The 13380-nt window shown below is 69.4% G+C and carries 10 protein-coding genes; 6 read left to right on the forward strand and 4 right to left on the reverse strand.

The genetic code is table 11. The features are described from left to right. Positions 1 to 376: 376 nt before the first annotated feature. A complete protein-coding gene (locus REH65_RS29620; protein ID WP_406690043.1) occupies positions 377 to 1909 on the forward strand; it encodes a restriction endonuclease in 1533 nt (510 codons plus the stop codon). A 14-nt stretch (positions 1910 to 1923) separates the two neighbouring features. Here the strand turns inward: REH65_RS29620 and REH65_RS29625 are convergent, their stop codons facing one another. Genes REH65_RS29625 through REH65_RS29635 form a run of 3 tightly spaced genes read right to left on the reverse strand, consistent with a single transcriptional unit; the run spans position 1924 to position 4891 of the window. Continuing rightward, positions 1924 to 2727: a DeoR/GlpR family DNA-binding transcription regulator gene (locus tag REH65_RS29625; RefSeq protein WP_406690044.1), complete on the reverse strand. Its 804-nt coding sequence runs from the start codon at positions 2725 to 2727 to the stop codon at positions 1924 to 1926. After that, positions 2724 to 3722 carry a 4-hydroxythreonine-4-phosphate dehydrogenase PdxA gene (gene pdxA / locus REH65_RS29630; RefSeq protein ID WP_406690045.1) on the reverse strand — a complete coding sequence of 333 codons (999 nt, stop codon included), beginning with the start codon at positions 3720 to 3722 and terminating at the stop codon, positions 2724 to 2726. The genes REH65_RS29625 and pdxA overlap by 4 nt, the downstream gene beginning before the upstream one ends. Next, positions 3719 to 4891 carry a four-carbon acid sugar kinase family protein gene (locus REH65_RS29635; RefSeq protein WP_406690046.1) on the reverse strand — a complete coding sequence of 391 codons (1173 nt, stop codon included), beginning with the start codon at positions 4889 to 4891 and terminating at the stop codon, positions 3719 to 3721. Before REH65_RS29635 ends, pdxA begins: the two co-directional genes overlap by 4 nt. A 188-nt stretch (positions 4892 to 5079) precedes the next feature. Between REH65_RS29635 and REH65_RS29640 the strand changes: the two genes are divergently transcribed. The 4 genes from REH65_RS29640 to REH65_RS29655 are packed head-to-tail and all read left to right on the forward strand — an operon-like array spanning position 5080 to position 9394. Beyond that, positions 5080 to 6063 carry an aldo/keto reductase gene (locus REH65_RS29640; protein ID WP_406690047.1) on the forward strand — a complete coding sequence of 328 codons (984 nt, stop codon included), beginning with the start codon at positions 5080 to 5082 and terminating at the stop codon, positions 6061 to 6063. A gap of 27 nt (positions 6064 to 6090) precedes the next feature. Then, on the forward strand, positions 6091 to 6852 hold the full coding sequence (locus REH65_RS29645) for an HpcH/HpaI aldolase family protein (RefSeq protein ID WP_406690048.1): 762 nt from the start codon (positions 6091 to 6093) through the stop codon (positions 6850 to 6852). 5 nt (positions 6853 to 6857) lie between these two features. Beyond that, entirely contained in the window at positions 6858 to 8009 is a 1152-nt protein-coding gene (locus REH65_RS29650) for an exo-alpha-sialidase (protein WP_406693268.1), read from the forward strand. 26 nt (positions 8010 to 8035) lie between these two features. Then, positions 8036 to 9394, forward strand: a complete 1359-nt coding sequence (locus REH65_RS29655; RefSeq protein WP_406690049.1) for an Nramp family divalent metal transporter — start codon at positions 8036 to 8038, stop codon at positions 9392 to 9394. 108 nt (positions 9395 to 9502) lie between these two features. Here REH65_RS29655 and REH65_RS29660 read toward each other — a convergent pair whose 3' ends face one another. Continuing rightward, entirely contained in the window at positions 9503 to 10732 is a 1230-nt protein-coding gene (locus REH65_RS29660) for a molybdopterin molybdotransferase MoeA (RefSeq protein ID WP_406690050.1), read from the reverse strand. Positions 10733 to 11082: 350 nt separating this feature from the next. Here REH65_RS29660 and REH65_RS29665 point away from each other — a divergent pair, with 350 nt between their 5' ends. Continuing rightward, complete coding sequence (locus tag REH65_RS29665) at positions 11083 to 13374, forward strand: FdhF/YdeP family oxidoreductase (RefSeq protein WP_406690051.1); 2292 nt, start codon at positions 11083 to 11085, stop codon at positions 13372 to 13374. Positions 13375 to 13380: the final 6 nt, after the last annotated feature.

Below are 13380 nucleotides of genomic sequence, written 5' to 3' on the forward strand. Positions count from 1 at the left end.
ATTGATCATGGGTGATTATGGCTAAAACCGTCCACTGCCGCACGAGGCTCAGCCGAGGGCGATCACCTGACGGCGCTCAGCCGACCTACGACGCCACGACGAGGTCGAGACCTCGGGCGTGGAAGTGGGCTGGTTTGGGTGCGAAATTGCCTAATTTGGTCGAATCTGCGCCGGAGGTTTGATCCAGGAGTATGTAGTTCGATACCTGGTCGGCTCTTGACAATGAGTCCGTCTACTCAGATTGCATGCGGAGCCAACAGGTTGTCAGGAGGTTCCTGTAGCCTGCGCGTAACTCTGAGTGGCCACTGCGTATGGAGGGGACGTGGCACGGCGGAAATCCTTGCTAAGCGCACTTTTCCAGGAGCACCAGCGTCGGGTGCGTGAGCGCGAGCGGAAGCAGCGGCTTTCTGCGCAAGAGATGCAGAAGATGCAGCGTGACTGGGAGCGTTTCAAGGCTGCTGAAGCTCGTCGGGCTGAGCAGGAGGAAAGGCAACGGCAGCGCGAGGCCCAGCAGGCGCAGCGCGCGGAAGCGCAGCGGCGGCGTGAGGAAGAAAAAGCGAGAAAAGCTGAGATTGACCGCCGAGAGAGGCAGGAGAGGGAGCGGCAAAGGGCGGCAGCTGCGGCTAAGCGCGAAGAGGATGCTCGGGCAAGGCGTGCTGAAGCTGAAGAGCGAGCAAGGAAGAGGAGCGAAGCAGCGCGGAAACGAGAGGAGGTGCGGAGAAAGCAAGAGAAGGGGATGGATGAAGCTGCTGCGCTCTCCAAAGAGGTTGACGACTATGTTTCCAGGCTTGACTGCTTGCTGTCCGAGCGTAGTACTGGGTTGGGTGGGCGCACTGCGACGAAGGTATCGGAGAAGTTTAATGCGGAGGGCGCTCCGGGTATTGAGCGTGAAATAGCGCGGATTCTTGGGGAGAGTGTCTACCCTGATGGATTTCCGAAGTGTCAGAGTGAAGTTCAGTACCGACCCGAATCTCGCGAGCTGATCATCAATCACGAACTTCCCGCTCAAAGCGTCGTTCCAGATAGCGCCTCGTACAAATTCGTTAAGAATCGAGGTGAAATCCAGGCGGTTCCCCGCAAGAAAGCTGACGTGCAAGAAACATATGCGCGTGTCCTTGCGCAGTCGGCTGTGCGTGTGTTGTCCGAATCCTTCAGTGCGTCGCCAGTCTCCCTCGTTTCCGATATCGTCCTGAATGGTTTTGTATCGGCTATCGACCCCGCCACTGGACAGACTATTCGCCCGTGCCTCTTGAGTGTTCAGGTTACGCGCGACCTGTACGACGAACTCCTTTTGGACTCTGACGGATTCGATTCCCAGGCTTGCCTTAAGCGCCTTAATGCGATCGTTTCGCCGCATCCTTACGACCTTGAACCTGTCCGCCCTGTCGTCAAGTTTGACCTTTCTAGGTATAAAACTGTCGCGGGCATGGATGTCGTTGCAGGAATGGATAGCCGCATGGACCTCCTCTCCTTGAAGCCGGTCGAATTTGAGCACTTGGTGCGGGCTTTGTTTGAGAAAATTGGGATGACTTCAATGAGTCTTCAGGAAACCCGCGACGGTGGTGTCGACGCGGTTGCCTACAACGATGATCCGGTCCTTAGTGGCCTGTGTGTGATTCAGGCGAAGAGGTATAAGGACTGTGTGAATGCCGAGTCGGTGTACGCGCTGAGTGGCACGATGCACGATAAGCATGCGACTAAAGGAATTCTGGTTACCACGAGTTGGTTTGGGAAAGACAGTCGTGATTTTGCCGAGCGGACGGGAAGGATGGAATTGATCGACGGGCGCGGACTCAAATCCTTGCTCAAGGAGCATCTTGGTCTGGATGTCCTTATCGGATTGCCGAAACTTCCGCGTGGGTGGACAAGAAGTGATGTAGGCGTGAACGCTGAAGAGGCCGATGACTGACCCCCGAAGGGTGTTCAGAGTCGAGGCTTTGGCATTGAAGTGGTATCGCCCGCCACGACGAGGTCGAGACCTCGGGCGTGGAAGTGGGCCGTGGTGGCCGGGTCCGCCGCGGCGTCGGTGACCAGGGTCCAGTCGGGGCTGAGCGGGGCCTGGGCGCGGAACGGGCGACGGCCGAGCTTGTCGGCGTGCACCAGCACGTAGACGCGATCGGCCCGCCGCGCCATGAGCTCCTTGAGGCGGGTCTGCTCCAGGTCCGCCTCGCAGATCCCGTGCTCGGCGGTGACGCCGTCGGCGCCCAGGAACGCGCGGTCGAAAGTCCGCCGTTCCAGGGCGGCCTCGGTCAGCGGCCCCACGAAGCCCTGGCTCAGCGGCCGCAGGGCACCGCCCAGGCACTCGATGCGCAGGTCCGAGTGGGCCAGCTCGTGCAGCACCGTGATCGAGGTGGTGACGATCGTCAGGTCGCTGCGGTGCGCCAGCTCGCGGGCCAGGGCGGTGGTGGTGCTGCCCGAGTCGAGCAGCACCGTCTCACCGGGGCGCACCTGCTCGGCCGCCCAGCGGGCGATGGTGCGCTTGGCGTCGGTGGCCTCGCCGTTGCGCTGGCCCAGCGAGGCCTCGTGCTGCACCGGGATCGCCCCGCCGTAGGTGCGGGCGAGGCGGCCCGCCGCCTGCAGCTGGGCCAGGTCCCGCCGGATCGTCGAGGCCGTCACCCCGAACGCCCGCGACAGCTCCTCGACGCTGGTCAGCCCGGAACCCTCGGCCAGGTCGAGGATCGCGTCCCGTCGTTCCCGCGCCCCGCGCGCCATCCCGTTGCCCCTCACGCGCAGAGGTTCGCGGCCTGCCGCAGGGCCTCGACCATGCTGTCGGAGCTGGCCTTGCCCGTGCCCGCGATGTCGAAGGCCGTGCCGTGGTCGACCGAGGTGCGGATGACCGGCAGCCCGACGGTGATGTTCACACCGGTCTCGATGCCCAGCACCTTCACCGGGCCGTGGCCCTGGTCGTGGTACATCGCGACGATCAGGTCGTACTCGCCGCGCGTGGCCAGGAAGAACGCGGTGTCGGCCGGCAGCGGGCCCTGCGCGTCGATGCCGTCGGCGCGCAGCTTCTCCAGCGCGGGGACGATCTTGGAGTCCTCCTCGCCGTAGCCGAACAGCCCGTTCTCGCCCGCGTGCGGGTTGATCCCGCAGACGCCGATGCGCGGGGATTCCACCCCGGAGTCGCGCAGCGTCCGGTCGCCCCGGCGCACGGTGCGCTCCACCAGACCGGGTTCGATCTTGGCGACGGCGTCGAGGAGCCCGACGTGGGTGGTCACGTGGATGACCTTCATCGTCGGCGCCGCGAGCATCATCGACACCTCCTCGGTGCCGGTCAGGTGCGCGAGGAGTTCGGTGTGACCGGGGAAGATGTGCCCGGCCGCGTGCAGCGCCTCCTTGTTCAGCGGCGCGGTGCAGATGGCCTGGGCGGCACCGCTGGTCGCCAGCTCGCTGGCAACCCGGATGTAGTGGAAGGCGGCGTCCCCGGCCACCGGCGACACCTCGCCCCAGGCCAGGTCGTCGGGCAGCAGACCGAGGTCGACGACGTTGATCCGGCCCGGGGTGAAGACCGCGTCGTCGATCGAGTCGACCGCGACGATCTCGGCCTCGGCACCGAGGATCTCCGCGGCCTGGCGCAGCCGGGCCACGTCGCCGATGACGACGGGGCGGCAGCGGGCCGCGGTGTCGGCGTCGAGGAGCGCACCGACGGTGACCTCGGGGCCGACTCCGGCGCCGTCGCCCATCGTCACGGCGATCACCGGGGTGGGGGAGGCACTGTTCATTGGGGCAACCTTTCGATTCCTGCGGGACTGAGGTGTTCGACGATGCGGGCGAGGCTGTCGGCCTCGCCGAAGCTGCCGGGCCGGGTCACCACCGAGGTGCCCTCCGGCGTGCGGCAGACGACCGCGCCGTGGTGGACCTGACCGACCGGGCTCAGCGAGCGCACGCCCAGCGCGTCGAGCACCAGCCGCGCGGTCTCCCCGCCGGTGAGCACCAGGTCCACCGGGCTCGGGCAGCCTTCGACGATGCGCGCGGCGGTGGCGGCCAGGCCGCGCGCCCGCTCCCGGGAGCGCTCCGGTGCGATCGGTTCGGACGGGTCGATGCGCAGCGCGACCGGGCCGTGCTCCAGAGCGGCCAGCGCGCGGGGGACGATCTCGCCGGTGTGGTCGAGGACGCGCGTTCCGCGCAGCTCGGCGAGGCGCAGCTGCTCGGCGGCGGTGGGCGAGCCCGTGCCGACGACCATCAGCAGCGGGTTTCCCGTTGCCGGGTGCGGATTTTCGGCCACCGGGGCCGGGGCGGTGCGGCCGAGCGCGGCGGCCAGACCACCGGACCCGGCGAGCCGGGCGCCGTCCGGTGTCGCGGCGACCACGGCGTCCATGTCGGCGTCGGTCTCGCCGTCGCAGATCGGAACCCGGCCCGCGGCGAGGCATTCCGCGATCGCACCGGCCAGCGCGTCCGAGCGGACGGTCTCCAGCGCGATGCCGCGGCAGGGGAGCGGGCTCAGCGCTTCGGCGACGCTGCGCGGCGGCGCGGTGCCTTCGACCCGCCAGCCGTCCGAGAGGTGCAGCGGCACTCCGCGCACGTGCGCGACCCCACCTGCCACGGTCCGGCCCAGCGCGGGCAGGGCCGGTGCGACGACCAGCGGCCGGTCCGCCGCCGCGCCCAGCACCGCCGCCACGGGGCCGCGCAGCTGCGAGTCGATCTTGATGAACACCGGTCGCCCGCCCTGCTCGCGCAGCGCCTCCCGGGCGAGTTGGCTCGCCTCGGCGGCCGGGAGAGCGCGGTTGTCGAGGTCCGCCACGACCACGCCCTGCGCGTTGTGCGCAAGTGGCGCGGAATTCGGTCCGCTCAGCTCGACGGTCGTGGAGCGGCCGAGAGGGCGCAGGCACGCGGCGGTCTCCACCGCTCCGGACAGGTCGTCCGCCAGCGCGAGCAGCCCTTCTGTCAGCACGTTCAGCTCCTCGTCGTGGATGGTGGCAGCGGCGGGCCGCGCCCTCCGGCCGCTGTGGCGGGGTGTCTCCACGCTAGCTGGTTTGCGCGTTTCGCGCTATGACTATTGCGCGAAACGCGCAACCCTGCCATCGTGAGCTCCACAACGAGGCCGGGTGGCCACCGCCGTTCCCCCGAGGGAGTTCCCGCATGACCGTTCCGCGTTTGGAGGTGCCCGGCGTCGAGGTGCCCCTGTCGTCCCTCGTGCTCGGGACGATGACGTTCGGCGACACCGCGGACGCCGCGACCGCCGCGAGGATGCTCGACACCGCGCTCGACGCGGGCATCAACGCGGTCGACACCGCCAACGGCTACGCGGGCGGTGACACCGAGCGCATCCTCGGCGAACTGCTGCCCGCCCGCCGCGACCGCGTCTCGCTGGCCACCAAGGCGGGCATGCCGCACCCGGACGCGGGCGAGCACGCGCCGCTGTCCCCGAAGGGCCTGCGCGCCGGCCTCGACGGCAGCCTCTCGCGGCTCGGCGTCGAGCGCGTCGACCTGTTCTACCTGCACCAGCCCGACCGCGCGACGCCGCTCGCCGACACCCTCGCCACGCTCGCCGACCTGGTCGCCGAGGGCAAGATCGGCGCCTGGGGCGTCTCCAACTTCGCCGCCTGGCAGATCGCCGAGCTCCGCCACGTCGCCGACGAGGTCGGCGCCCCGCGCCCGGTCGTCGCCCAGCAGCTCTACAACCTGCTGGCCCGGCGCGTCGAGGAGGAGTACGTCGAGTTCGCCCAGGTCACCGGGCTGCTCACGGTCGTCTACAACCCGCTGGCGGGCGGGCTGCTCACCGGCAGGCACAGCTTCGAGCGCGACCCGTCCTCCGGGCGCTTCGCCGACTCCCGGCTCGCCGGGATGTACCGCGAGCGCTACTGGGACGAGCGGCTCTTCGACGCCATCGCCCGCCTCGCCTCGATCGCCGACGACGCCGGGATCCCGCTGGTCGACCTGGCGCTGCGCTGGGTCCTGAGCAAGCCGGTGACCTCCGCGCTGCTGCTCGGCGGCTCGAAGGTCGAGCAGCTCGAAGCCAACATCGCGGCCCTGGGCGCCGGGGCGCTGCCTGCCGACGTCGTGGACGCCTGCGACGAGGTCGGCGCGTTCCTGCGCGGCCCGATGCCCGCCTACAACCGCTGATCTCACCTGAGGAAGAGGGGAAGAACCGTGTCCGCTGCGGAATTCGCGCGCAAGCTGCGCGCCCGCGAGAGGGTCGTCGGCTACTGGATCGTGCTCGACAACCCGATCGGCACCGAGCGCATCGCGCGCCTCGGCTACGACTACGTCGCGGTCGACGCCCAGCACGGCCTGCTCGGCTACTCGGGGCTGCTCAACGCCATGATGGCCATCGACGCCGGAGGCGCCTCGGTCGGCCTGACCAGGGTCGAGGCCAACGACCCTGCCGCCATCGGCCACGCGCTCGACGCGGGCTCCAGCGGCATCATCGTGCCGCTGGTCGACACCGCCGAGGACGCCCGCGCCGCCGTCGAGGCCACTCGCTACCCGCCTCGCGGCCGCCGCTCCTACGGCCCGATGCGCTCCGGCCTGCGGATCGGCCCGCGCCCGGCCGAGGCCGACGAGTCCGTGGTGCTGCTGGCGATGATCGAGACCCCGGAGGGCCTGGCCAACGTCCGGGAGATCTGCGCGACCGAGGGCATCGACGGCGTCTACGTCGGCCCGTCGGACCTGTGCCTGGCCGTCGGCGGCGCGTACCCGGGCGACCCGGCCGTGGCCGAGGAGTTCGAGCAGGCCGTGGCCGACGTCCAGCGGGCCGCCGCCGAAGCCGGGATCGCCGCGGGCATCCACACGTCCGACGGCGCCACCGCCGCGCGCAGGCTGGAGCAGGGCTACACCTTCGCCAGCGTCGCCAGCGACCTGACGCACCTGGAGCGCGTGGCCGGCGAGCACCTGGCGGCGGTGAAGCCGTGACGGACATGATCACCGACGGCGTACTGCGCGAGGTCGAACCGCAGCGCAGCGAGACCCACCTCAGCTCCGGGACCGCGCAGTCGCACGCCGCGAACCTCATGCCGCTGCCCAGCGGCGAGCTCGCCTGCGCCTGGTTCGCCGGGACGCAGGAAGGCCTGTCGGACATCAACATCTGGTTCGCCCGCCTCGACGCCGAAGGCCGCTGGAGCGAACCCGTGCAGGTCTCGGCCGACGCCGAGCGCTCCGAGCAGAACCCGGTGCTGTTCCCCACGCCCGACGGCGAGCTGTGGTTGCTCTACACCGCGCAGCGCTCCGGGAACCAGGACACCGCCGAGGTGCGGCTGATCGTCTCGCACGACGAGGGCCGCACCTGGAGCGCACCGCGCACGCTGGTGCCCGCGTCCGACACCGGCGGCGTGTTCGTCCGCCAGCCCGTCGTCGTGCTCGACGACGGCCGGTGGCTGCTGCCGGTGTTCCACTGCGTGAAGCCGGAAACCGGCCGCTGGCGCGGGGACGACGACACCAGCGCGGTGCTCGTCTCCGACGACCGGGGCGCCACCTGGTCCCACCACGAGGTCCCCGGCAGCACCGGCTGCGTGCACATGAACGTGGTTCCGCTGGCCGGTGGCGGGCTGCTCGCGCTGTTCCGCAGGCGCCAGGCCGACGCGATCCACGCCAGCCGCTCCGCCGACGGGATCACCTGGAGCGAACCCGAGCCGACCGAGCTGCCCAACAACAACTCCTCGATCCAGGTCACCGCGCTGCGCGACGGCAGGCTCGCGCTGGCCTACAACCACAGCAGCGCCGCCGACGCCACCGAGCGCCGCGCCTCCCTCTACGACGAGATCGACGGCGACTCGCTCGCCGAACCCGCTGCGGTGCAGGAACAACCGCCGGGAACCGCCTTCTGGGGCGCCCCGCGCGCCCCGCTGACGGTGGCGCTGTCGGCCGACGGCGGCCGCAGCTGGCCGGTGCGCCGCGACGTCGAGGTCGGCGACGGCTACTGCCTGACCAACAACTCCCGCGACGGCCTCAACCGAGAGCTGTCCTACCCCTCCATCACCCAGACCGCCGACGGTGACGTGCACGTCGCCTTCACCCACTTCCGCCGCGCCATCAAGCACGTTCGCGTGTCCGCGGAGTGGATCGGCGGCTGACGTCCTGCCAGTGCAACGGAGCAATCATGGCTAGTGAACTCAAGGCGACCACCGCGGCGCCGCGTCCACCCGACACCTGGGCGGGATTCCTGCGGAACATGGGACCCGGCATCGTCGTGGTGATGTCCTGGCTGGGGACGGGCGACTTCATCAGCGCCTCGGTCTCCGGCTCCACCTTCGGCTACGCGCTGGTCTGGACGCTGCTGATCGCCACCTTCTCCCGGTACTTCATCGTGTCGTCGATGTCGAAGTACCAGCTGTGCAACGCCGTCGGCGACGAGACGATCCTCGACGGGTACGGCCGGGTGTGGAAGGGCTTCCCGATGTTCATCGGGGCCACCACCTGCGTGCTCGGCTTCGTCTACGTCTCGTTCCTGACGCTGGCGGCGGCCACGGCGCTCGACGCGCTGGCCCGGCCGGTGCTGCCGCTGGGCAGCTGGGGCATCCCGCTGTGGGCGGTGTTCACGACCGTCGTGGCCTACGCGCTGGCGTCGCGCCGCGAGGGGCACTTCCGGGGCCTGGAGATCGTCGCCCAGATCACGATGGCCGTGCTGGTGCTGTGCTTCCTGCTGGCGCTGTTCGGCACCGGTCTCGACGTGGGCAAGCTGTTCGGCGGTCTGCTGTTCGAGATGCCGCCGGGGGACCTGGGCTACATCACCGCGGCGAGCACCGCGGTCGGGCTCATCGGTGCCGTGGGCGGTTCGGCCGCCAACCTGCTCTACCCGTACCTGATGCACGAGAAGGGTTGGCGCGGACCGGGTTTCCTCAAGCTGCAGCGGCTGGACCTGCGCTTCGGCAGCCTCGTGATGTTCGGCCTCGTGCTGGCGGTGTGGGTCGTGGCGGCCGAAACCCTGCACGGCACGGGCGAGAGCGTGTCCTCCGCTGACGGGCTGGCGAGCATGATGGAGAAGGCCATCGGCCCGGCCGGTCCGCCGATCATGTGGCTGGCGATCTTCTTCACGGTGTTCAACAACATCGTCACCCAGCCGCGGGTGTTCGTGCGGATGTTCGTGGAATCGCTGCACAAGTCCCGTCCCGAGCGGCTGGCCCGGCTGCGGGCCCAGCGCGACCTGACCGGTGTGGAGGACAAGGACGCGTTCTCCTACGACCGGTTGTTCTGGATCATCCTCACGGTGATCATGACGGTGCCGATCGTGTTCTCGCTGCCCGGCATGCCGGGGATGGTGATCATCACCCTGCTCGGCAACTCGGTCAACGTCCTCACGGTCCCGATGATCATCGTCGGCCTGATCGTCATGACCTCGAAGCGCTCCCTCATGCTCGAAGGCCACGCCAACAAGTGGTGGGAGACGGCGATCCTCGTAGCCATCGGCGCCGTCGGCCTCTGGGCCACCTACGAACTCGTCCTGAGCATCATGGGGTGACGCAGCCAGTTCTAGCCATAATTGTCAGTGCCCCGGCACGACAATTATGGCTAGAACTGGCCACACGCCGAAGCATTCGAGCACGAAGAAACCACCGCGCGAAGACCCTCAACCCCGAGACCAGGGCAGCGGCAGCACCTCAACGCCCCCCTCGGGCAGCGGACCCTCCGAAGGAGGAAGCGCCGCAAGCCCGTCCGCCAGCGCGAGCCCCCGCAACATCGCAGGCCCCCCGAACGGCAGCGGCTGAGCCACCCCGTCCCGGACCAGCACCGGAACCAACCGGGTGCTTCCGGGGTGAGGCAGCAGATCTCCGGCTCGGGCAGTCCGGTTCTCGGCCTCGGCGCGACCCCCGAGCCGGTCGAGCAGCGGCATCGCCAGCGTCACCACCCCGGCCACCGCCGCCAGCGGGTTCCCCGGCAACCCGACCAACCGGCCCCCGGACGGGAGCTCGGCCAGCAGCATGGGGTGCCCGGGCCGCACGGCCACGGAGTCGACGAGCAACCGCGCCCCCAGCTCCGCGAGCGCGGTGTGCAGGTGGTCCACGGGCCCGGCCGCGGTGCTCCCCGTCGTGATCACCACATCGGCCGTGGAAGCGGAGATCGCCTCGCGCAGCGCGTCGAGCTCGTCGGGCAGCCGCCGGCACCCGACGACGTCGGCGCAGCCCTGCAACCACGGCACCAGCATCGGGCTCAACGCATCCCGAACCCGCCCATCGCGGGGCGGCCCCGACGACAGCAGCTCGTCGCCCAGCACCAGCAGCTCCGCGCTCGGGCGCCGGTGCACCTCCAGCCGGTCGTACCCGGCGGCCGCCGCCATCCCCAGCACCGCCGGGGTGACCGTTGTCCCGGCCGGGAGCAGCACCTCGCCCTGGGAGCACTCCCGCCCGCGCGGGCGCACGTCCTGCCCGTCGCTCCGGCCGCCCACCAGGTCCGCCAGCCGCTCGCCGTCGACGCGGCCGTGCTCGTGGCGCAGCACCGACGTCGCACCGGGAGGCAGCGGAGCGCCGGTGGCGATGCCGACGGCTTCCCCGGCGGCCAGCGGCGAGGGGGTGTCGCCCGCGAGGACCTCGCCGCCGGTCAGCCGCCACGGTCCGGGGCCGGAGACGGCCCAGCCGTCCATCGCCGAGGTGTCGAACGAGGGCAGGTCGGTCCGCGCGATCAGCGGCGCGGCCAGCGCGTGGGAGAGGGCCGTCTGGGAGAGGGCACCGTCGAGCGGCCGGGTCTCGGCCGGCAGGGCCTCGCCGGCGTCCCGGGCGGTGGCTCGTGCTCGATCCCAGCTCAGGACGGAGGAGTGCGGTTCCACGACCGGAGCCGCGTTGCCGGCGGACGTGCTCGCCATGACCGGCATGATTGAACCGCAGGGGCCGGAAGTCAAATCGAATTCACCGAAGAACCGATAACTCCGGACTATCGCGGTTGCCATTTTCAGCGGAACAAAAGGCGTGTCGCGATTCGGCGTGATCCTGGGCACAGTCGAGCCCGGTTCGGGGAGTTTTCTGAACGGAACATGGGGTCGTGACCAGCGGGTTTGATCGATCAAGGCGGTGCCGGTGCGGGTTGTGAACCGCTGTTTATCAACCCATAGGCGACGGTTCTTTGACTTCACCCGGAACGGAGCCAAAGCTGACGTTCGCAACGATTTCGTTCAGCGCACCGGTGCGCTGAGGTGAACAGGGGAACGGCGACAGCATGAGTGGGATGCAAGACCCGAGCGACGACCTGAAGGTCACCCGGCCCAAGAAGTGGGCCACCGGCGCCCCCGCTGTCGCTCACGCGATTCAATACTCGCTGAGCCAGACCTCCCCGAAGCGCACCGCGCTGACGCTGCTGAACCTCAACCAGGGCAAGGGAATCGACTGCCCCGGTTGCGCGTGGCCGGACCCCGACCCGAACCACCGCCCGATGAACGAGTACTGCGAGAACGGCGCCAAGCACGTCAACGACGAGGCGACGTCCAAGCGCATCACCCGCGAGTTCTTCCAGCAGTACTCGGTGTCCGAACTGGACGACAAGTCCGACTACTGGCTCAACCAGCAGGGCCGCCTCACCGAGCCGATGATCAAGCGCTCGGACTCGGACTTCTACGAGCCGATCAGCTGGGACGCGGCGCTCGACCTGATCGCCGAGGAACTGCGCGGCCTCGACTCCCCGAACGAGGCGCTGTTCTACACCTCCGGCCGGCTCAGCAACGAGGCCGCGTTCCTGCTCCAGCTGTTCGCCCGCGCCTACGGCACCAACAACCTGCCGGACTGCTCCAACATGTGCCACGAGTCCAGCGGCTCGGCCATGCAGCAGACCCTCGGTGTCGGCAAGGGCACCGTCAGCCTCGACGACATCCACAACTCCGACCTGATCTTCGTGATCGGCCAGAACCCGGGCACCAACCACCCGCGGATGCTCACCGCCCTGGAGCGCACGAAGCGCAACGGTGGCGAGATCGTCGCGGTCAACCCGCTGCCCGAGGCCGGGCTGCTGCGGTTCAAGAACCCGCAGAAGGTCCGCGGCGTGCTGGGCCGGGGCACCGAGATCGCCGACCAGTTCCTGCAGATCCGCCCCGGCGGTGACCTGGCGCTGTTCAAGGCGTTGAACCTGCTGCTGCTCGAAGCCGAGGACGCCAACCCCGGCACCGTCCTGGACCACGACTACATCCGCACCCACACCACCGGTTTCGAGGAGTTCGCCCGCCGCGCCCGCGAGCTGTCCTGGGACCAGGTGCACGCGGCGACCGGCCTGACCCGCGCCGAGATCGAGCAGGTGCGCGACCGGGTTCTGGCCAGCAACAGCGTCATCGCCTGCTGGGCGATGGGGCTGACCCAGCAGAAGCACGGCGTGGCCACGATCCGCGAGATCGTCAACTTCCTGATGCTGCGCGGCAACCTCGGCAAGCCCGGCGCGGGCGCGTGCCCGGTGCGCGGTCACAGCAACGTGCAGGGCGACCGCACGATGGGCATCTGGGAGCGGGTTCCGCAGTCCTTCCTCGACTCGATCGAGGCCGAGTTCGGCTTCACCCCGCCGAGCGAGCACGGCCTCGACTCGGTCGACTCGATCCGCGCCATGCTCGACGGCCGCGCCCGGTTCTTCCTCGGCGTGGCGGGCAACTTCGTGCGGGCCACGCCGGACAGCGAGGTCACCGAGAAGGCGCTGCGCCAGTGCCGGTTGACCGCGCACATCTCCACCAAGCTCAACCGGTCTCACACCGTCTGCGGTGAAACCGCGCTGATCCTGCCCACTCTGGGCCGCAGCGACCGCGACGTGCAGAACGGCATCGAGCAGTTCGTCACCGTCGAGGACTCGATGAGCATGGTGCACGCCTCCTTCGGGCGGCTGGAACCGGCCTCGGAGTCGCTGCTCAGCGAGGTGTCGATCCTGTCGCGGCTGGCTCGGCGCGTGCTCGGCGACTCGCCGGAGATCCCGTGGGAGTCCTTCGAGGAGCACTACGACGCGATCCGCGACCGGATCTCGCGCGTGGTGCCCGATTTCGAGGACTTCAACCAGCGGGTGGCCGACCCGGCCGGGTTCCGGCTGCCCAACCCGGTCAACCGCGGCGAGTTCCGCACCGCCAGCGGCAAGGCCGAGTTCAGCACCAACGAGTTCGAGTGGATCGACGCCCCCGAGGGCTACCTGGTGCTGCAGTCGCTGCGCTCGCACGACCAGTGGAACACCATCCCGTACGCGATGGACGACCGCTACCGAGGCATCCACAACGCCCGCCGCGTCGTGCTGGTCAACCCCGACGACATCGAGGCGCTGGGGCTCACCGACCGCGCCGAGGTGGACCTGGTCAGCGTCTGGCACGACGGGGTCGAGCGGCGCGCGCCGAGCTTCACCGTCGTGTCGTACCCGGCCGCGCGCGGCTCGGCGGCCGCCTACTACCCGGAGACCAACGTGCTGGTCCCGCTGGACAGCGTCGCCGACGTCAGCAACACCCCGACGTCGAAGGGCGTCATCGTCCGGCTGGAGCCGGTGGCCCAGCAGTCCTGACCCTGG

The sequence above is a fragment of the Saccharopolyspora sp. ID03-671 genome (genome assembly GCF_045278815.1).
Taxonomy (GTDB): Bacteria; Actinomycetota; Actinomycetes; order Mycobacteriales; family Pseudonocardiaceae; genus Saccharopolyspora; species Saccharopolyspora ipomoeae.

Coding starts and splice junctions, on each gene's coding strand:
- REH65_RS29665 (WP_406690051.1), top strand. CDS start 11,083: ATGAGTGGGATGCAAGACCCGAGCGACGACCTGAAGGTCACCCGGCCC.
- pdxA (WP_406690045.1), bottom strand. CDS start 3,722: ATGAACAGTGCCTCCCCCACCCCGGTGATCGCCGTGACGATGGGCGAC.
- REH65_RS29660 (WP_406690050.1), bottom strand. CDS start 10,732: ATGGCGAGCACGTCCGCCGGCAACGCGGCTCCGGTCGTGGAACCGCAC.
- REH65_RS29655 (WP_406690049.1), top strand. CDS start 8,036: ATGGCTAGTGAACTCAAGGCGACCACCGCGGCGCCGCGTCCACCCGAC.
- REH65_RS29650 (WP_406693268.1), top strand. CDS start 6,858: ATGATCACCGACGGCGTACTGCGCGAGGTCGAACCGCAGCGCAGCGAG.
- REH65_RS29640 (WP_406690047.1), top strand. CDS start 5,080: ATGACCGTTCCGCGTTTGGAGGTGCCCGGCGTCGAGGTGCCCCTGTCG.